Here is a 19,727-nt window from a genome sequence, read left to right on the forward strand (position 1 = left end):
TTCAATCCCTCAATGATGCCTGGAATCGCTCTTTTAATGCCTCTACACATTTTGCAACGGTAGCGGCCATCTCCTCTTCTTCGAGTGTACGGCCCGTATCCTGCAGGATAAGGCTTATGGCAAGGCTCTTATAACCTTCGGCTACACCTTTACCACGGTACACATCAAACAAGTTTACGCCAACTACCTGATTTGCGCCAACTTTCTTACACTCTGCCAAAATATCTGCTGCGGGAACGTTTTCTGCAACCACAACTGCAATGTCACGACGGTTCGCAGGGAAACGAGAAATCTCTTTAGACTCAGGCACAGCGCGGTCTGCAAGCTTGTTCCACAGCACTTCGAACACCAGTGTACGACCGTTGAGTGAAAGCTTACGTTCAAGTTCCGGGTGCACAACACCAATGAAACCAACGTATTCCCCGCATAAATAAATGGCAGCACTTTGGCCTGGATGCAAGGCTGGGTTGCTTGCTGCTTTAAATTCGATGTCTGAAAGTTTACCGGTCAGATCCAGAACAGCTTCCAGATCGCCCTTCAAATCATAGAAGTCGACGGTGTTACGCGCCAGATCCCAATGCTCTTCGTAGCGGTTGCCACAGATCGCACCAGCCAGCATAAGATCCTGACGAATACCCAGGTCTGCCTGCGTATCAGGAACAAAGCGTAAACCGGACTCAAAGATGCGCACACGCGCCTGCTGGCGGTTTTGGTTATAAACCACGGTATTGAGCAGGCCAGTCAGCAGGGACAAACGCATTGCTGACATTTCGCTGGAAATTGGACTTGGCAGAATCAGATTTTCTTCACCCGGGTGCAGCAGTTGTTGAACTTTAGGATCAACAAAGCTGTAGGTGATCACTTCCTGGTAGCCTTTATCGACCAGCATGGTTTTCACACGCTTGAGCGAAAGGTCAGCTTCACGGTGAGTTCCCATGATCAGACCCGCTTGTACAGGCTCATTAGGAATGCTGTTATAGCCATAAACGCGCGCTACTTCTTCAACCAGATCTTCTTCAATCTGCATATCAAAGCGCCAGCTTGGAGCCACTGCCGTCCACTGGTTATCGCCTTCAGTCACTTCGCAGCCAAGACGACGCAGAATATCGCCAACCTGCGCATCTGAAATATGATGGCCAATCAGACGGTCCAGCTTGCTGCGACGCAGAGTAATTGTGGCAGCTTTTGGCAGATGTGCTTCATTAGTCACATCAATTACCGGGCCTGCTTCACCGCCACAGATATCAGTCAACAGACGAGTAGCACGTTCCATTGCTTTGTACTGCAACGCTGAATCCACACCACGCTCATAACGATGAGAAGCATCGGTATGCAAGCCATGGCGGCGCGCGCGGCCGGTAATTGACAGCGGGCTGAAGAATGCACACTCAAGCAGTATGTTCTGGGTTTCATCATTCACACCAGAATGTTCACCACCAAAGATGCCGGCCATTGCCAGCGCTTTGTTGTGGTCAGCAATGACCAGAGTATCGGCATTCAACTTCGCTTCGTTACCATCAAGCAGTGTCAGGGTTTCGCCCTCTTCTGCCATACGTACAACGATGCCACCTTCAATGCGGTCTTTATCGAACGCATGCATCGGTTGGCCGAGTTCCAACAGCACGTAGTTAGTTACGTCAACTACCGCATCGATAGAACGAATACCACAACGACGCAGTTTTTCTTTCATCCACAGCGGCGTAGGAGCTTTGACGTTGATACCTTTAACCACACGGCCCAGGTAACGTGGACATGCTTCAGGTGCATCGACACGAATTGGCAGCGTGTCGGTAATAGTCGCCGCTACAGTAACTATTTCTGGCACGTTTAATGGCAGTTGGTTCACAACCGCAACATCACGGGCAACACCGATGATACCGAGGCAATCGGCGCGGTTTGGCGTGACGCTGATTTCGATAGTGTTGTCGTCAAGCTTCAGGTATTCGCGGATGTCAGTACCAATCGGCGCATCCAGCGGCAGCTCAATAATACCGTTATGGTCGTCTGAAATACCCAGCTCGGAGAATGAGCAGAGCATGCCTTCTGATGGCTCGCCGCGCAGTTTTGCAGCTTTAATTTTGAAATCGCCTGGCAGAACAGCACCAACGGTTGCCACAGCAACTTTCAGGCCCTGACGGCAATTTGGTGCACCACAAACGATGTCTAACAGACGGTCGCCACCGACATTAACTTTTGTTACACGCAGCTTGTCAGCATTCGGATGTTGGCCGCACTCAACCACCTCACCCACAACCACGCCGTTGAATTCGCCAGCAACGGCATCAACACCATCAACTTCAAGACCAGCCATAGTAATTTGACCGGAAAGCTCTTCACTACTGTTGGCTGGGTTTACCCATTCGCGTAACCAGAGTTCACTGAATTTCATTGGATATCCCGCCCTTATTTAAACTGTTTGAGGAAACGTAAATCATTTTCGAAGAATGCACGCAAATCGGTTACACCGTAGCGCAGCATGGTTAAACGTTCCATGCCCATACCGAAAGCAAAGCCTGAATAAACCTCTGGGTCGATACCAACGTTACGCAGAACATTCGGATGCACCATGCCACAGCCTAATACTTCCAACCATTTACCATTTTTACCCATCACATCAACTTCTGCGGATGGTTCGGTGAACGGGAAGTAGGACGGGCGGAAACGAATCTGCAAATCAGCTTCGAAGAAGTTGTTCAGGAAATCGTGAATCGTGCCTTTCAAGTTGGCGAAGTTGATATTGGTATCAACAATCAAACCTTCCATCTGGTGGAACATTGGCGTGTGAGTCTGATCGTAGTCGTTACGATACACGCGGCCCGGCGCGATAATACGAATCGGTGGCTGCTTGTCTTTCATGGTGCGAATCTGAACGCCAGAAGTCTGGGTGCGCAGTAAACGAGTTGCATCGAACCAGAATGTATCGTGGTCAGCACGAGCCGGGTGATGGCCTGGAATATTCAGCGCATCGAAGTTGTGATAGTCATCTTCGATTTCCGGGCCAGTCGCCACGGTGAAGCCTAACTCACCGAAGAAGCTTTCAATACGGTCGATGGTGCGTGTTACTGGATGCAAACCACCATTTTCAACACGGCGACCAGGCAGTGAGATATCGATAGTTTCTTCCGCCAGGCGAGCATTCAGTGCAGCACTTTCAAGTGCATTTTTGCGAGCATTCAATGCTTCCTGCACTTTCTCTTTGGCTTCGTTAATTACTGCACCCGCTGCTGGGCGCTCTTCTGCTGGCAATTCACGTAGGGTGGTCATCTGGAGGGTCAGATGACCTTTTTTCCCTAAATACTCGACGCGTACGTTGTCTAACGCGGCAACATCCTGGGCCTCGTTTATGGCGGCCGTTGCGTTGGCAACCAGCTCTGCGAGATGTGGCATGGTATTCCTCTTATGCCGGCATAATTACCGGGGTAGTTGATTCGTATACAAAGATAAAAAGGATGCAAAAAAAAAGCCTCCATTATGGAGGCTTTCGGCGCTATTTTTCGTTTCTTTTCTTACGCGCAAAGCCCCCGAGTTCAGGTGCTAAAGTAAAAAAAGAAACGGAAAATAGCAGCATTCATGCTTGCAGTTACCTTATTGAACAGTGTTAAACATTACCGTTAGAAATTAAAAGAGGGAGCAAGCTCCCCCTAATAACTGGCTTACGCCAGAGCTGCTTTCGCTTTTTCAACTAGTGCAGTAAATGCCACTTTGTCGAATACCGCGATGTCAGCCAGGATCTTACGGTCGATTTCAACAGAAGCTTTTTTCAAGCCGTTGATGAATTTGCTGTAAGAGATCCCGTTCTGACGAGCTGCAGCGTTGATACGTGCAATCCACAGCTGACGGAATTGACGTTTACGTTGACGACGGTCACGGTAAGCGTATTGGCCAGCTTTGATAACAGCCTGGAAAGCAACGCGGTATACGCGTGAACGCGCACCGTAGTAGCCTTTGGCTTGTTTAAGGATTTTTTTGTGACGAGCACGTGCGATAACACCACGTTTTACGCGAGCCATATTAGCTCTCCTGTTCTATATTCTGAATTAATTAAAAAATGCTACTTATGCGTACGGCAGGCAAGCGATGACCAGGCCCAGATCCCCTTTGGAGACCATACCTTTCGGACGCAGGTGACGTTTACGCTTAGTAGACTTTTTAGTCAGAATATGACGCAGGTTAGCGTGCTTACGCTTAAAACCACCACCGGCGGTCTTTTTGAAGCGCTTAGCAGCGCCGCGTACAGTTTTAATCTTTGGCATTTAATAACTTTCCACTTCGCATTGTTAATAAAACGAACCAGAAGGCGAACAAAACTCACGAGGCCGAAACCTCGCGAGAACTGTTACTTGATGGCCTTACTGTTTCTTCTTCGGAGCGAGCACCATGATCATCTGACGGCCTTCGATCTTCGATGGGAAGGATTCGACGACTGCCAGTTCACTCAGATCGTCACGGACGCGGTTAAGCACTTCCATACCAATCTGTTGGTGAGCCATTTCACGACCGCGGAAACGCAGTGTGATTTTAGCTTTATCACCCTCTTCCAGAAAGCGAACCAGGCTGCGGAGTTTTACCTGATAGTCGCCATCATCGGTACCAGGTCGGAATTTGATTTCCTTGACCTGAATAACTTTTTGCTTCTTCTTCTGTTCCTTAGAAGATTTGCTTTTTTCGTAGAGGAATTTGCCGTAATCCATAATTCGACAAACAGGCGGTTCAGCATTAGGACTGATTTCAACTAAATCAACCCCAGCCTCCTCGGCTTTTTCTAAAGCTTCATTCAGACTCACAATACCTAGTTGCTCGCCGTCTATACCTGTCAGACGAACCTCAGTGGCACGAATTTCTCTGTTTATGCGATTAGGACGCGCCGGTTGAACTCTTTTTCCGCCTTTAATAACTCTATTCCTCTAGTTGATTAAGATTGCGACTGCGAATTTCATTCTGCAGCTTTTCAATCAATTCGTTGACGTCCATGCTCCCCAAATCTTTGCCACGACGGGTACGAACGGCAACTTTGCCTGCTTCGACCTCTTTATCGCCACAAACTAACATGTAAGGGACACGACGCAACGTGTGTTCACGGATTTTAAAGCCAATCTTCTCATTTCTCAAGTCTGCTTTTACGCGAATGCCTGCATTTTGCAGTTTACGGGTCAATTCTTCGACATAATCAGACTGTCCATCAGTGATATTCATAACCACTGCTTGTACCGGCGCCAGCCAGGTTGGGAAGAAGCCCGCAAATTCTTCGGTCAGGATACCAATGAAACGTTCCATTGACCCGAGAATTGCACGGTGAATCATTACCGGAACCAGGCGTTCGTTACTTTCGCCGATATAAGACGCGTTCAGGCGTGATGGTAAAGAGAAGTCCAGCTGTACAGTGCCGCACTGCCATGCACGATCCAGGCAGTCATACAGCGTAAATTCAATTTTAGGGCCATAGAATGCACCCTCACCCGGCTGATAATCAAACGGTATATTATTTTCTTGCAGCGCTACGGCCAAATCCGCCTCTGCACGATCCCACATTTCGTCGGTACCGATGCGTTTTTCCGGGCGGGTAGACAGTTTCACAACGATTTTTTCAAAACCGAAGGTGCTGTACATGTCATAAACCATGCGGATACAGCTGTTCACTTCATCGCGAACCTGCTCTTCGGTACAGAATACGTGAGCATCATCCTGAGTAAAGCCACGAACACGCATCAGGCCATGCAACGCGCCTGACGGCTCGTTACGGTGACAGCTACCAAACTCAGCCATACGTAATGGCAGGTCGCGGTATGACTTCAGACCCTGGTTAAAGATCTGCACGTGACCCGGGCAGTTCATTGGCTTGATGCAGTATTCACGGTTCTCGGAAGAAGTAGTAAACATCGCATCTTTATAGTTGTCCCAGTGGCCAGTTTTTTCCCACAGCACACGGTCCATCATGAACGGGCCTTTCACTTCCTGATATTGGTACTCTTTGAGTTTGGAGCGTACAAACACTTCCAACTCACGGAAGATAGTCCAGCCGTCGTTATGCCAGAACACCATACCTGGCGCTTCTTCCTGCATATGATACAGGTCGAGTTGCTTACCAATTTTGCGGTGATCGCGCTTAGACGCTTCTTCCAGGCGTTGCAGATAAGCATTCAACTGCTTTTTATCTGCCCACGCGGTGCCATAAATACGTTGCAGCATTTTGTTGCTGCTGTCGCCACGCCAGTATGCACCGGATGTTTTCTGCAGTTTGAAATGATGGCAGAAACGCATATTCGGTACGTGCGGACCACGGCACATATCAACGTATTCTTCATGATGATACAGACCTGGCTTATCATCATGGCTGATGTTTTCATCAAGAATCGCAACCTTGTAGCTTTCGCCACGGTTAACGAAAGTTTCGCGGGCTTCGTGCCAGCTCACTTTCTTCTTGATGACGTCGTAATCTTTCTCAGCCAGCTCGTGCATACGCTTCTCGAGCAGCTCAAGATCTTCCTGCGTCAGCGTGTGGTCAATGTCAACGTCGTAGTAAAAACCGTTATCAATAACCGGGCCGATCGCCATTTTAGTGTGCGGCCACAGCTGTTTGATGGCATGACCCAATAAGTGGGCGCATGAGTGGCGGAGAATCTCCAGGCCAGCTTCATCTTTAACGGTGATAATCGCGAGTTTAGCATCGTGCTCAATAACATCAGATGCATCAACCAGTTCGCCATCAACACGGCCAGCGATACACGCTTTTGCGAGGCCAGGACCGATGTCCAGGGCTACATCCAGCGGGCTAACAGCATGGTCGTAATGGCGTTGGCTGCCATCAGGAAGAGTAATAACAGGCATTATAAGTCCTTATTCGCAGTGGTGACCCATACGCAAGATCACATGCAACATGTATTTTACTTTGGTTTCAACCGGTTGTGTCGTCATCTCGCCCACAATTGCAAGGCCGACTCCACAATTTATGCGTGAGTGCGAAGTTCACAGCCTCACGACGGTTGAGAATACTATCACTTTAAGGAGGGTATGTCGCGTTTTGCAGTCCAGAGTCATCTTGATACCGGTAATAATAACTGACTGTTTTATCCCCATTTTTTCACGCAACTATCAGTGAAAATACGTTTGTATTCTCGAAAAACATGCAAATGAAACTAATAAGATTTTCTAAACATTGTGCTGACCAATAATTACATTATCGGTTTATAAGATTAGGAAAATAAAAAAACCGGGCATCTTGCTCCGGTTTTTTATTTCATACGAATTTGAAAAATGAGCGATCAATTAGCAAGTTCGTATAAATGAAAACTAATCAGTATTGCTCAATTACTAATACCACTCGCCAGCAACAAGTGTATGGACATCAAAAGCATCATCCATTGAACGGCCAGTTGATTGAGCACCCGGTTGGATATTTGAACCAGCTTCGATATCAGTCGCATGCCACGTGTTGGAAGGTGCAGTCTGCGAGGCGGCTGTAGTGCTTGTTAAAGTAGTGGCCGTTACAGGTTGAGCGGCAAACGCACCGCATGAAATCACAGAAAGTAAGGCTGCAGTAGCGATATATTTAATATTTTTCATATTCTTGATTCTCTTATTTAGTGGGACAGCAAGTTATTATCTCGCTATGAAATAAGAGTAGATCCAGATCACACTTTTCACAAGGTGATTTATTTATCAATTTGTGCCAAATATAAAGAAAATATGACGAGACAGATGATTAAGGAGAGATTGTGAAGAAAATTAAAAAAAGATCTTTTTATTTAAAATAAAACCATGGACCAAAATAATAATAGCACATTACGATAAAATAAAACATTAAAGCCGGGAATTACCCGGCTTTGCCAATTACATCTTATAACCAAGAGTAACTGCGGTGCGTCTATCTGTATGCTCTGGAGCTGAATCAGGTGGATTTGAGTTCCAGGTGACGTTGTAGCCAACCCGCAAACCAAAGTGCTCATTGATTGCAACTTCAAGCGCAGTTTCAGAGTTTACCGTCGTATCCTGACTACCCAGCACAGAAACACCCTGGATAAATTTGGCGTTATCGGTCAGTTGCCAGTTATAGATACCTGACGCGTAACCCAACGGCTGAGTCTTATGCCCGCCATCAGTGTACTCGTCATAACGCACGCCTGGACCAAATTCCACACGCAAACTGTGTACCGGGCCACTGAGGAACTGACGACCATAACCTGCGGTCAGCACATCACGCGACTGATATCCGTTGTAGCGGTCTGTTAACCAACTGGCCTGACCAAAGAGATAATCGCTATCAGTCATGTTGTAACGGCTACGACCACCAGCAGCATAAGTCTCAGAAGAGCGCTCATCGTTAGAAGACGTGTTGTTTGCATTACCCCACAGTGACCACGCGGTAGAGGTGTCGTACCAGGTCATGTTGGTGTTCGCAGTCAACGAAGAACTTGTGGTGTTGCCTGATTGCGCAAGATAACCCGCATTCAGGTTACCTTCGAACGGTTTCTTAGCGGTAGATGGGTCATCCATGACAGTGAAAACCGAATTATCTGCAATTGCAAAGTGACTCAATAGCGCACTTCCGGTCAGCAAAATTGCAGCCGGTACTGTCTTAACTAAATTCATTTAATCGTCCGTACAACATAAAAAGAAACCATCAAGGTTCCGGAATCTCTTCTGTGGATCAAATAATTATGAGCCAAGAAAGGTTACAAATTATAAAAAAGCCCGAATAACATAGCAATGAATTCTTCTTTCATTTTTTGAATAAGAGAGCTCTTAAAACATCTTTATTTTCATAAACATAGTGTTCTATTGCTTTTTACAAATCATATGATAAATCATTGTGTTAATTGACATTCTTTGGGCTGAAACAGTGCTACGCTTTAACCCAACGCTCAATTAAGGAGGATATATGGCTCGGATTTATACATTGACACTTGCTCCCTCACTCGATAGCGCAACATTAACCGCACAAATTTACCCGGAGGGAAAACTCCGCTGTACCGCTCCAGTGTTTGAACCTGGCGGTGGCGGCATTAACGTTGCACGTGCGATTGTGCACTTAGGAGGCCAGGCAACAGCCATATTTCCTTCCGGTGGCGCGACCGGGGAACACCTTTGTGCCCTCCTGCTAGATGAACATGTCGCTATTGATACTATTAATGCACGCGACTGGACTCGGCAAAACTTACATGTTCATGCGGAATCAACCGGCGAACAGTATCGTTTTGTAATGCCTGGAGCCGCACTCACCGATGATGAATTCCGTCTGCTCGAAGAAAAAGTTTTGTCCATTGAACCCGAAGCTATTTTGGTTATCAGTGGCAGTCTCCCACCAGGCATTAACGTTTCTAAACTTTGTGCATTAGTAAAAGCAGCTCAAAAAGCAGGTATCCGCTGCATCGTGGATAGCTCTGGCGAAGCCTTAAAAGCAACCCTTGAAATCGGCAATATTGAGTTGGTTAAACCAAACCAAAAAGAGCTCAGTGCATTAGTAAACCGTGATCTCACTCAACCTGACGATGTGCGCCAAGCCGCCCAAGAGATTGTCGACAGTGGCAAAGCGAAACGCGTGGTGGTTTCTCTGGGTCCACAAGGTGCTCTTGGTGTTGATGCCAGCGGTTGCGTGCAAGTTGTACCACCGCCAGTCAAAAACCAAAGTACGGTTGGCGCAGGCGATAGCATGGTCGGCGCAATGACGTTGAAACTGGCAGAAGGCGCACCTTTATTAGATATGGTTCGTTTCGGCGTCGCCGCAGGCAGTGCAGCCACCCTAAATCATGGCACTCGTTTGTGTTCACTGGAAAATACGCAAAAAATCTACGATTACTTGCGTAGTTAGCGACTACATCCTGAATGGCGGCTTGTCGTTTCGTCAGAAGTCGCCATTTCATATAGATCAACTATGCTGAAACCTTCGGGATAACAATGAGGTGAATAATGAGTAGCGGAGACATCGTGCGCTATGTTGTCACATTTAAGTTCCAGGAAAATAATCTCACGGATCTTAACGAGCTCAATAACCAACTGACACGCGGCGGTTTTTTGCTCACTATGTCAGATGACGAAGGTAAAATTCACGAGTTAGGTATCAACACATTTGGGTTAATAAGCACGTCAAGCCAGGCAGAAGTTGAAGAGTTATCCCGTGGCCTTGGTCAGTTAGCACTGGGTATCGAACCCGAAGTGTCAGTAACAACATGGGAAAACTGGCTACAAGAGAGTAAATAACCAAGTTTTAAATATCATGACCGGGGATGTGCGTCAGTTCGAAGTTTGACCCGGTTAACAGCGATAAGCTAATGATCTACCAGAAAACCTGGGGAGAAGCATCATGTGGCAAGCTATTAGTCGTCTGTTAAGTGAACAACTCGGCACTGCTGAAATTGAACAACGCACGGAATTACCCGGCGGCGAAATTCATGCCGCCTGGCGAATTCACTATGCCGGTCATGAGATCTTTGTCAAAAGCGATGCGCGTGAAATGTTGCCCATCTTCACTGCTGAAGCCGACCAGCTTGAGTTACTTTCGCGCAGCAATACGGTACGCGTACCAAAAGTCTGGGCCGTTGGCAGCGATCGCGATTACAGCTTCCTGCTGCTCGAATACATGCCATCAAAACCGCTGGATGCGCATAACGCCTTTTTGCTGGGGCAACAACTGGCACGATTGCATCTATGGAGCGAGCAACCGCAATTTGGCCTCGATTTTGATAATGATCTTTCCACTACCCCTCAACCCAATGCCTGGCAACGACGTTGGTCTACATTTTTTGCGGAACAACGCATTGGCTGGCAGTTAGAACTCGCCGCTGAAAAAGGGATCCATTTTGGTGATATCGATCTCATCGTCGATTTTGTACACCAAACGCTTGCCTCCCACCAGCCGCAGCCATCATTGCTACATGGTGATTTGTGGTCAGGAAATTGCGCAATGGGGCCTGATGGTCCATTTATTTACGACCCGGCGTGTTACTGGGGAGACCGCGAATGCGACCTGGCAATGTTGCCATTGCATCCTGATCAACCACCGCAAATCTACGACGGTTACCAGTCGATATCCCCTCTTCCCTCCGATTTCCTTCTACGACAACCGATCTATCAACTCTATACCCTACTTAACCGGGCGATTCTTTTTGGCGGCCAGCATTTAGTGGTCGCAGAAAAAGCATTGGATAGAGTTCTGGCGGCGTAATGACTTCGCCACTCCTCAAACAGGAGTGGCGTTTTCTAGATGAAACCCAGTAATGAAAAGAAGAAGTAGCCGATGACGATAATGATGATGGGTAAAACATAGAGCGGGAAAATTTGCAGGAAAATCGTGTGTCGCGGCACGACAATTTTTGCATCAATCTGCGCTTTCGTTAACCCTTCCGGGCCTTTTGCTTGTTCCAGAATCAATTGATCTTGCACACCTTCACGCAGAAACTTCGCCTGGCGGCTCATACGTGCGCCAGATGCCTGTAATGCGAGGCCAACAAATATCAGCGCGTAGATGACCCAGAACAGAATGTTTGCCTGCTGATGGAACTCCGGTTGTGGCGAGTTGTACCAGAAGAAATTTAAAAATGGCGTATTGAAACGCATCATCTCAATCATGACATGAGCAAAATCCAGCATCACGGCATTAATGCCCGCCTGTTTTTCGCTATGCGCATCCATAAACTTCAAAATCGAAATCAGTGTAGAAATTACCGCTGGGATAAAAATTACCCAGCCAGCCACACGTTTGAGTACGGCAATGCGTCCAGCTTGTTGATACGTCATTCGTTCCCCTTGGTTAAGACGTAACTTGTACGCACAAAGTCTACCTTGTCCGGTGTGATTTCGCCTGAGCTTTACGGGCGAATTTCATAAAGCAGTGGCATCCTCAGGTAATTCCAGCTATTGATTAGAGATCTTATCTTTAATACATAAATGACAGGAGTCGTTAAATGGCTGTTACTCGCCAAATTGTAGCTGCAATTTTTGATATGGACGGTTTGTTGATTGATTCAGAACCGTTATGGGATGAAGCAGAGCTAGAGGTTATGGCAAGCATTGGCGTGGATATCTCCCGCCGTTGCGAACTGCCCGATACGCTCGGCTTGCGTATCGATCTGGTCGTCGACCTGTGGTTCTCCCACCAACCGTGGAATGGTCCAACGCGTGAAGAAGTGACTAACCGCGTCATTACCCGTGCCATTTCCTTAGTTGAAGAGAAACGCCCTCTCTTGCCTGGTGTGCGTGAAGCCGTTGCATTGTGCAAAGCACAGGGGCTGAAAGTAGGTTTAGCTTCTGCATCACCTCTGCATATGCTTGAACGCGTTCTGGAAATGTTTGATCTACGTGACCAGTTTGATGCCATCGCCTCAGCTGAACACCTGTCTTACAGCAAACCGCACCCTCAGGTTTACCTCGATGCCGCCGCTAAACTTGGCGTCGACCCGCTATCTTGTGTGACGCTTGAAGATTCCGTAAATGGGATGATTGCCACCAAAGCTGCGCGTATGCGTTCAATCGTGGTTCCCGCCGAAGAAAACCATGATGACGTGCGCTGGTGTCTGGCCAACGTAAAACTGCCGTCACTGGTTGAATTACGCGCCGAACACCTGCTTGGCTAATCTTTTATAAGGTGCGGGGCTACCCCGCATCTTTCTCAAAATCATACCTCCGTCAAAATTATTGAAACGCTATTTCATATTAATTTGAATTTCCCCCATCCCGTATCTATTCTTTATTTACACGCGCATATGCGCTTTTCCGGATACCGGGGTAACTATGATTCTCGATGCTTTTAATCTGCAGGGTAAAGTCGCTATCGTCACAGGTTGTGACACTGGATTGGGTCAGGGAATGGCGATCGGCCTTGCTGAGGCTGGTTGTGACATCGTTAGTGTGAACCGCAAAATTCCACACGAAACCGCGCAAAAAGTGGAAGCGCTGGGGCGACGTTTTCTCGCCATCCAGGCAGATTTAAGCCAGCACGAGGTCATTCCGGGCATCATCGAACAAGCCGTGGCGGGAATGGGGAAAATAGACATTCTGGTCAATAACGCGGGCACCATTCGCCGCGAAGATGCCCTTGAGTTTAGCGAGAAAAACTGGGATGACGTGATGAACCTGAACATTAAATCAGTGTTCTTTCTCTCTCAGGCGGTAGCAAAGCAATTCATCAGGCAAGGTGGCGGCGGGAAAATCATTAATATCGCCTCAATGTTGTCATTCCAGGGCGGTATACGGGTTCCCTCTTATACGGCATCAAAAAGCGCGGTGCTCGGTGTCACGCGACTGCTGGCAAACGAATGGGCACAGCACAATATTAATGTGAATGCTATTGCACCCGGATATATGGCTACTAACAATACTCAACAACTGCGTGATGACGAAGTGCGCAGCCAGGAAATACTAGACCGTATTCCGGCAGGTCGATGGGGCGTTCCCGCGGACCTACAAGGCCCAATAGTTTTTCTCGCATCAAGCGCGTCCGATTACGTCAACGGATATACCATTGCAGTCGACGGGGGCTGGCTAGCCCGGTAAATCCGCTATCGCCGGGTAACCGGCGGTAGCAAAATGTTACGCCGTCACCTCTTCCGTCTACTGTATAAAATCCCTATACTGTATGAATCGACAGTTTTCATCCAGGTAGTATCATGACGGCGGAAGGCCATCTTCTTTTTTCCATTGCCTGCGCAGTTTTCGCAAAAAACGCCGAACTCACGCCCGTGCTTGCTCAAGGAGACTGGTGGCATATTGTGCCGTCAGCCATTCTGACCTGCTTATTACCAGATATCGACCATCCAAAGTCGTTTCTGGGCCAGCGTCTGCCGTGGATTTCCAAACCTATTGCCCGAGCCTGCGGTCATAGGGGCTTTACACACAGTTTGTTTGCGGTGTTTGCAAGCCTTGCACTGTTCTATCTTAAAGTCCCTGAAACCTGGGTTATTCCCGCCGATGCGCTACAAGGCATGGTGTTGGGTTATTTGAGCCATATTCTGGCAGATATGCTTACGCCTGCTGGTGTTCCACTGCTGTGGCCATGCCGTTTGCGCTTTCGCTTTCCGATTGTCAGACCGCAAAAAGGCAACCAACTTGAACGCGTTTTGTGTATGGCGCTGTTTGGTCTGGCTGTGTGGATGCCGCAAAGTTTGCCCGATAACAGTGCGGTACGTTGGTCATCACAGGTGATAATTTCAATGCAAATGACCTTCAACAGCCTTTTAAATCAGCATTCAGCACAATAATTAGACGAAACCATTCAAAATGTAATAATCAATTCCTTTTGAATATAAGTGTCGTTCTAAGCTTCTGGTACGATTTACAGAATAAAGATGGCAATCAGTCCATCTATTTAAAAAACACTCAGGAGATACGGGGATGAATTTTCCACTTATAGCGAACGTTATCGTGTTCGTTATTCTGCTGCTGTTGCTGGCGCAAACTCGCCACAAACAGTGGAGTCTGGCAAAGAAAGTACTGCTTGGTTTAGCAATGGGCGTAGTATTTGGCCTTGCGCTGCATACCATTTATGGCGAAGACAGCCCGGTACTTAAACAATCTATCCAGTGGTTTAACATCGTTGGTAACGGTTATGTACAACTGTTGCAAATGATCGTCATGCCATTAGTGTTCGCCTCAATTCTGAGCGCGGTAGCTCGTTTGCATAATGCCTCTTCACTGGGGAAAATCAGCTTCCTGACTATCGGAACCTTGCTGTTTACCACTTTGATCTCGGCACTTGTCGGCGTGTTGGTGACCAACCTGTTCGGCCTGACCGCTGAAGGTTTGGTACAAGGTACAGCTGAAACCGCCCGTCTGAGCACCATTGAAACCACGTACGTGGGCAAAGTGGCTGACCTGAACGTGCCGCAACTGATTCTGTCATTCGTGCCGAAAAACCCGTTTGCTGACCTGACTGGGGCGAACCCAACCTCCATCATCAGCGTGGTGATTTTCGCCGCATTCCTGGGTGTCGCTGCTCTGAAATTGCTGAAAGACGATGCACCGAAAGGTGAGCGTGTTCTGGTTGCGATTGATACGCTGCAAAGCTGGGTAATGAAGCTGGTACGCCTGGTCATGCAATTGACGCCATACGGTGTACTTGCACTGATGACTAAAGTTGTTGCCGGTTCAAACCTGCAAGACATCATCAAGCTCGGTAGTTTCGTGGTTGCGTCTTATCTCGGTCTGGCAATTATGTTCGGTGTGCACGCAGTATTGCTGGCCGTAAACGGCGTAAGCCCGCTCAAATACTTCCGCAAGGTTTGGCCGGTACTAACATTTGCCTTCACCAGTCGTTCTAGCGCCGCCAGCATTCCATTGAACGTTGAAGCGCAAACTCGCCGTCTGGGAGTTCCTGAGTCCATCGCAAGCTTTGCGGCGTCCTTTGGTGCCACTATCGGCCAGAACGGTTGTGCTGGTCTCTATCCTGCCATGCTGGCGGTGATGGTCGCTCCAACTGTCGGTATTAACCCGCTGGACCCGGTCTGGATTGCAACTCTGGTTGGTATCGTCACCGTAAGCTCCGCAGGTGTTGCGGGCGTTGGTGGCGGTGCAACCTTCGCAGCCCTGATTGTTCTGCCAGCCATGGGCTTGCCGGTCACACTGGTAGCATTGTTGATTTCTGTTGAGCCACTGATTGATATGGGTCGTACTGCTCTGAACGTTAGCGGTTCAATGACTGCCGGTACTATCACCAGCCAGTTGATGAAGCAGACGGATAAAGAATTACTCAATAGTGATGAAGAAGCGGAATTGGCGCATCGCTAATCAGTAGCAAAACCACCTTATAATCTGCGACAATAAACGGTTCCTGTAACAGGGAACCGTTTTTTTATTTATAACTTAGAGCCCCTCTCAGGGTGCCAAAACACTTTCGCCTTCTACGGACCTCTTCCCTCAATGAAACGACTCTGCATTCTACTTTTCTTCTTTGTCTCTGGCGCCTGGGCAGAAAATGTCGATAGCCCTTACCTGAAACATGCGCAGGAAGGTGACAGCCGTGCGCAATTCTATCTTGCCGATACTCTGGTTAGCGCAGGCGAATATCAGCAGGCAGAAAGCTGGGCTGCCAAATCAGCCGCTCAGGGTGATGCCGATGCCATGGCATTATTGGCTCAACTCAAAATTCATGACCCTGCCACCGCTGATTACCAACAGGCTAAATCGTTAGCACAACAGGCCGTACAACGAGGCAGCCAGTCTGGAAAAGTGACTCTGGCACGCATTTTCGTTAATACCCAAGCGGGTAAACCCGATTACACCAGGGCCATTGAACTGCTGGAAAGCGCCTCGCAGGATATAGAAAGTGACTCAGCAGTCGATGCGCAAATGTTTCTGGGGTTACTCTACGCCAATGGTGTAGGGACAGCGCAAGATGATGAAAAAGCCACTTTCTGGTTTAAACGCAGCTCTACGCTCTCCCGCACCGGATATGCCGAGTATTGGGCTGGAATGTTATTTTTAAACGGTGAAAAGGGTTTTATCGCTGTCAATAAACAGCGTGCATTGCAGTGGTTAAATCTGAGCTGCATGGAAGGCTTTGATACCGGTTGCGAAGAGTTTGAGCGGCTCAGTAACGGCGGGTAAGTCAATCTGCGTTGCAGGGCCTGCACTCGACAGGCCTTTAAATTCAAGTCTCTTAAAACAGCTCTGAGCTCGTTCTTCTCTCAGTAAATCTCATTTTCATGTCTGACCTGTATTGCCCAGCGTTGTGCCGATTCCGGTAAGGTAAAGGGCGGTGACTGGCGGAACGCATTTCCTACCAGCACAAAAGCCACGTAGCGGTTGCGTAGCAGCCACACATCCTTAAACCCATCCACTCGAAAAGCATGAGACGGTGGTGAGGGTTCAACACGCGCTTGGTACGTAAGAACGGGACGAGTATTCGGTTGGCGTAAAGGTTTCATAGGCAATGGAATCAAAACTAAATTGATGAACAACTTCGCTATGATAGCGGAGAACTGTCCCATAAGTCTCGCGTCGAGATGACCTTGTCCTATAGTTAAAGCTGTTTTGGGCCATACGAAGCCCAATGAGAGCAGAACTAAAACAGGAGATGAGTTCAATGTCGACGAACGATAAGCACCCTCTGAATCACAGTGCACCTATACATGACGCCAATGAATCGAAGCCTGGTATGGATTCACTGGCACCCGATGATGGCTCTCATCGCCCTTCAACTGAACCGAGCCCTCCGGGAGCGCAACCCACTGCGGCAGGGAGTTATAAAAGCCCGGACACCTCCAACGAAAAATTAAAATTGCTCGATAAGCATCGCAAGAACGGTGAAAACTTCCCTCTGACCACCAATCAGGGCGTGCGCATTGCCGATGACCAGAACTCGCTGCGTGCTGGTACGCGTGGGCCTACGCTTCTGGAAGATTTTATCTTGCGGGAGAAAATCACCCACTTTGACCATGAGCGTATTCCTGAGCGAATCGTTCACGCGCGCGGATCAGCGGCACACGGTTATTTCCAGCCATACAAAAATATGGCGGAAGTGACCAAAGCAGATTTTCTTTCCGACCCCGACAAAATCACTCCGGTATTTGTACGTTTTTCAACGGTACAAGGTGGCGCAGGCTCGGCCGATACAGTGCGTGATATCCGCGGATTTGCCACTAAGTTCTACACCGAAGAAGGCATTTTCGATTTAGTCGGTAACAATACTCCGGTATTTTTCATTCAGGATGCGCATAAATTTCCTGATTTCGTCCATGCAGTGAAACCTGAGCCACACTGGGCTATCCCGCAAGGTGGCAGCGCGCACGACACCTTCTGGGACTATGTCTCGCTGCAACCTGAAACGCTACACAACGTTATTTGGGCGATGTCTGACCGCGGTCTGCCGCGCAGCTACCGCACCATGGAAGGTTTCGGGATTCATACTTTCCGCATGATTAACGCAGAAGGGAAAGCGACTTTCGTACGCTTCCACTGGAAACCGACCGCGGGCAAAGCTTCTCTGCTTTGGGATGAGTCGCAAAAACTGACCGGACGTGATCCTGATTTCCACCGCCGCGACCTTTGGGAATCGATTGAAGCGGGTGACTTCCCGGAATATGAACTGGGCCTACAATTAATTCCGGAAGAAGATGAATTTAAATATGACTTTGACCTGCTCGACCCAACCAAACTGATCCCGGAAGAACTGGTGCCGGTTCATCTGGTGGGCAAAATGACGCTCAACCGCAACCCGGATAATTTCTTTGCCGAAAATGAACAAGTGGCATTCCATCCGGGCCATATCGTTCCAGGCTTAGATTTTAGTAACGACCCGCTGCTACAAGGCCGCTTGTTCTCTTACACCGATACACAAATCAGTCGTCTCGGGGGGCCAAACTTCCATGAAATTCCGATAAACCGTCCGACCTGCCCATATCACAACTTCCAGCGTGACGGCATGCATCGCATGGATATCGACAGCAATCCTGCCAACTACGAACCCAATTCCATCAACGACAACTGGCCGCGTGAAACACCTCCGGGGCCAAAACGCGGCGGTTTCGAAGGCTATCAGGAGCGTATTGAGGGCCATAAAGTCCGCGAGCGCAGCCCGTCGTTTGGTGAATATTATTCGCAACCGCGGTTGTTCTGGCAAAGCCAGACTCCTGTGGAACAGCAGCACATCATCAGTGCCTTTAGTTTCGAATTATCTAAAGTCGCGAGGCCGTATATCCGCGAACGTGTACTGGATCATTTGACACATATTGATATTTCCCTTGCTCATCCGGTCGCAGAAAATCTCGGAATTGAACTGTCTGATGAGCAGATGCATGTTGCGCCGCCAAAAGATGTGAACGGCCTGAAGAAAGATCCAAGCCTGAGTTTGTATGCCGTGCCAAGTGGTTCAGTGAAAGGCCGCGTGGTGGCTATTTTGCTGAGTGAAAAAGCCAATGCTGCGGATGTTCTGGTTGCGATGAAGGCGCTGAAAGCTCAGGGCGTGCATACCAAACTACTGTTTTCCCGCATGGGTGAAACAAGCGCTGATGACGGATCCCTGCTCCCGATTGCCGCCACGTTTACCGGTTCGCCTTCGGTCACGGTAGATGCGGTGATTGTTCCCGGGGGCGATCTCACTTCAATTCTCAACAACGGTGACGCAGCTTATTATTTACTGGAAGCTTATAAACACTTAAAGGTCATTGGTCTTGCAGGGGATGCCCGCCAGTTTAAAACTCAGCTAGGAATCGATAATAACCAGGGCGAGGAAGGCGTGGTTGAAGGTGACACTGTCACGACTGCATTTACCGATGATTTCCTTAAACTGTTAGCCGCGCACCGTATTTGGTCGCGCAGCAATAAAATCAGCCATATCCCGGCTTAACCCACAAAAAAGCCGTCACATCAGTGACGGCTTTTCCATTTCTAACGTGTAATTATTTTTTGACCTGCGGGTCAGTATCGTACTCAGCACAAGTCTGATAACCCGAGTTCATCACATGCCCGGTTTCATCAAGCGCTACGAAATAAGTTTCTGTTTTGCCATCACGCTGACCGAGAATGTAGGTCTGGCAAGTACCACGTGCGTGAATCATGGTCACTTCTGAAGACGGTTTGCCTGCAACCTGTTGAACTTGCTCACGGCTCATGCCTTTTTTCACATCTTTTACAACCGGTGTTGCTACCTGATCTTTAGTACGATCGTAGGCTGTACAACCGGCAAGCATTGTCATAACCGCTGCTGCACTTAAAATTCCTGCAAAAGTCTTGTTCATATTTTATCCTCGTTTTTCAGGGTATTGCTCATGCGTGTTAGATAAGCCTGGAATATAAAAGCG

The 19,727-nt window shown here is 48.3% G+C and carries 21 protein-coding genes and 1 other annotated feature; of the genes, 9 read left to right on the top strand and 12 right to left on the bottom strand.

The features are described from left to right. Position 1 precedes the first annotated feature (1 nt). The 9 genes from pheT to LVQ77_RS04660 all read right to left on the bottom strand — a co-directional run bounded on the left by pheT (position 2) and on the right by LVQ77_RS04660 (position 8,586). Positions 2 to 2,389: a phenylalanine--tRNA ligase subunit beta gene (pheT, locus tag LVQ77_RS04620; protein ID WP_232865464.1), complete on the bottom strand. Its 2,388-nt coding sequence runs from the start codon at positions 2,387 to 2,389 to the stop codon at positions 2 to 4. 14 nt (positions 2,390 to 2,403) lie between these two features. Continuing rightward, positions 2,404 to 3,387, bottom strand: coding sequence for a phenylalanine--tRNA ligase subunit alpha (pheS, locus tag LVQ77_RS04625; RefSeq protein WP_034455974.1), 984 nt, complete (start codon positions 3,385 to 3,387; stop codon positions 2,404 to 2,406). A 66-nt stretch (positions 3,388 to 3,453) separates the two neighbouring features. Next, positions 3,454 to 3,577, bottom strand: a sequence feature (Phe leader region). Next, complete coding sequence (pheM, locus tag LVQ77_RS04630) at positions 3,528 to 3,572, bottom strand: pheST operon leader peptide PheM (RefSeq protein ID WP_001386830.1); 45 nt, start codon at positions 3,570 to 3,572, stop codon at positions 3,528 to 3,530. (Overlaps the previous feature by 45 nt.) Before the next feature lie 76 nt (positions 3,578 to 3,653). Continuing rightward, entirely contained in the window at positions 3,654 to 4,010 is a 357-nt protein-coding gene (rplT, locus tag LVQ77_RS04635) for a 50S ribosomal protein L20 (protein ID WP_000124850.1), read from the bottom strand. Between the two features lie 45 nt (positions 4,011 to 4,055). Then, positions 4,056 to 4,253 (bottom strand): 50S ribosomal protein L35, encoded by a 198-nt coding sequence (rpmI, locus tag LVQ77_RS04640; RefSeq protein ID WP_005968897.1) that lies wholly within the window; start codon positions 4,251 to 4,253, stop codon positions 4,056 to 4,058. Between the two features lie 96 nt (positions 4,254 to 4,349). Continuing rightward, a complete protein-coding gene (gene infC / locus LVQ77_RS04645) occupies positions 4,350 to 4,892 on the bottom strand; it encodes a translation initiation factor IF-3 (RefSeq protein ID WP_072009408.1) in 543 nt (180 codons plus the stop codon). A 4-nt stretch (positions 4,893 to 4,896) separates the two neighbouring features. Then, complete coding sequence (gene thrS / locus LVQ77_RS04650) at positions 4,897 to 6,825, bottom strand: threonine--tRNA ligase (RefSeq protein ID WP_064518256.1); 1,929 nt, start codon at positions 6,823 to 6,825, stop codon at positions 4,897 to 4,899. Between the two features lie 483 nt (positions 6,826 to 7,308). Beyond that, positions 7,309 to 7,560, bottom strand: coding sequence for a YdgH/BhsA/McbA family protein (locus LVQ77_RS04655; protein WP_232865465.1), 252 nt, complete (start codon positions 7,558 to 7,560; stop codon positions 7,309 to 7,311). Between the two features lie 267 nt (positions 7,561 to 7,827). Next, the gene (locus tag LVQ77_RS04660) at positions 7,828 to 8,586 is read right to left on the bottom strand and encodes a DUF481 domain-containing protein (RefSeq protein WP_151995436.1); all 759 of its coding nucleotides are present in this window, start codon (positions 8,584 to 8,586) and stop codon (positions 7,828 to 7,830) included. Positions 8,587 to 8,875: 289 nt separating this feature from the next. Between LVQ77_RS04660 and pfkB the strand changes: the two genes are divergently transcribed. The 3 genes from pfkB (at position 8,876) to LVQ77_RS04675 (ending at position 11,158) form a co-directional block, all read left to right on the top strand. After that, a complete protein-coding gene (gene pfkB, locus LVQ77_RS04665) occupies positions 8,876 to 9,805 on the top strand; it encodes a 6-phosphofructokinase II (protein ID WP_232903814.1) in 930 nt (309 codons plus the stop codon). A 98-nt stretch (positions 9,806 to 9,903) separates the two neighbouring features. Then, positions 9,904 to 10,194 (top strand): type V toxin-antitoxin system endoribonuclease antitoxin GhoS, encoded by a 291-nt coding sequence (ghoS, locus tag LVQ77_RS04670; protein ID WP_232903815.1) that lies wholly within the window; start codon positions 9,904 to 9,906, stop codon positions 10,192 to 10,194. Positions 10,195 to 10,297: 103 nt separating this feature from the next. Further along, complete coding sequence (locus LVQ77_RS04675; RefSeq protein ID WP_232903816.1) at positions 10,298 to 11,158, top strand: fructosamine kinase family protein; 861 nt, start codon at positions 10,298 to 10,300, stop codon at positions 11,156 to 11,158. 35 nt (positions 11,159 to 11,193) lie between these two features. Here LVQ77_RS04675 and LVQ77_RS04680 read toward each other — a convergent pair whose 3' ends face one another. Beyond that, a complete protein-coding gene (locus tag LVQ77_RS04680) occupies positions 11,194 to 11,730 on the bottom strand; it encodes a YniB family protein (protein ID WP_064518235.1) in 537 nt (178 codons plus the stop codon). Between the two features lie 167 nt (positions 11,731 to 11,897). On the opposite strand from LVQ77_RS04680, the gene hxpB reads away from it, so the two are divergent. The 5 genes from hxpB to LVQ77_RS04705 all read left to right on the top strand — a co-directional run bounded on the left by hxpB (position 11,898) and on the right by LVQ77_RS04705 (position 16,533). Beyond that, entirely contained in the window at positions 11,898 to 12,566 is a 669-nt protein-coding gene (gene hxpB / locus LVQ77_RS04685; protein WP_232903817.1) for a hexitol phosphatase HxpB, read from the top strand. 157 nt (positions 12,567 to 12,723) lie between these two features. Next, complete coding sequence (gene kduD, locus LVQ77_RS04690) at positions 12,724 to 13,485, top strand: 2-dehydro-3-deoxy-D-gluconate 5-dehydrogenase KduD (RefSeq protein ID WP_154153176.1); 762 nt, start codon at positions 12,724 to 12,726, stop codon at positions 13,483 to 13,485. A 113-nt stretch (positions 13,486 to 13,598) separates the two neighbouring features. Next, positions 13,599 to 14,189 (top strand): metal-dependent hydrolase, encoded by a 591-nt coding sequence (locus LVQ77_RS04695; RefSeq protein WP_232903818.1) that lies wholly within the window; start codon positions 13,599 to 13,601, stop codon positions 14,187 to 14,189. Positions 14,190 to 14,322: 133 nt separating this feature from the next. Continuing rightward, positions 14,323 to 15,714 carry an L-cystine transporter gene (locus tag LVQ77_RS04700; RefSeq protein ID WP_151995441.1) on the top strand — a complete coding sequence of 464 codons (1,392 nt, stop codon included), beginning with the start codon at positions 14,323 to 14,325 and terminating at the stop codon, positions 15,712 to 15,714. A 132-nt stretch (positions 15,715 to 15,846) separates the two neighbouring features. Next, a complete protein-coding gene (locus tag LVQ77_RS04705; RefSeq protein ID WP_151995442.1) occupies positions 15,847 to 16,533 on the top strand; it encodes a tetratricopeptide repeat protein in 687 nt (228 codons plus the stop codon). 80 nt (positions 16,534 to 16,613) lie between these two features. On the opposite strand, the gene cedA is transcribed toward LVQ77_RS04705, so the two are convergent. Then, positions 16,614 to 16,916, bottom strand: coding sequence for a cell division activator CedA (gene cedA / locus LVQ77_RS04710; RefSeq protein WP_370644956.1), 303 nt, complete (start codon positions 16,914 to 16,916; stop codon positions 16,614 to 16,616). 95 nt (positions 16,917 to 17,011) lie between these two features. Here cedA and katE point away from each other — a divergent pair, with 95 nt between their 5' ends. Then, on the top strand, positions 17,012 to 19,273 hold the full coding sequence (gene katE, locus LVQ77_RS04715; RefSeq protein WP_232903819.1) for a catalase HPII: 2,262 nt from the start codon (positions 17,012 to 17,014) through the stop codon (positions 19,271 to 19,273). A gap of 52 nt (positions 19,274 to 19,325) precedes the next feature. Here the strand turns inward: katE and osmE are convergent, their stop codons facing one another. Continuing rightward, positions 19,326 to 19,664: an osmotically-inducible lipoprotein OsmE gene (gene osmE / locus LVQ77_RS04720; protein WP_064518222.1), complete on the bottom strand. Its 339-nt coding sequence runs from the start codon at positions 19,662 to 19,664 to the stop codon at positions 19,326 to 19,328. Between the last annotated feature and the right edge of the window lie 63 nt (positions 19,665 to 19,727).

This window comes from Buttiauxella cochleicola (genome assembly GCF_021282435.1).
GTDB classification, from domain to species: domain Bacteria; phylum Pseudomonadota; class Gammaproteobacteria; order Enterobacterales; family Enterobacteriaceae; genus Buttiauxella; species Buttiauxella massiliensis.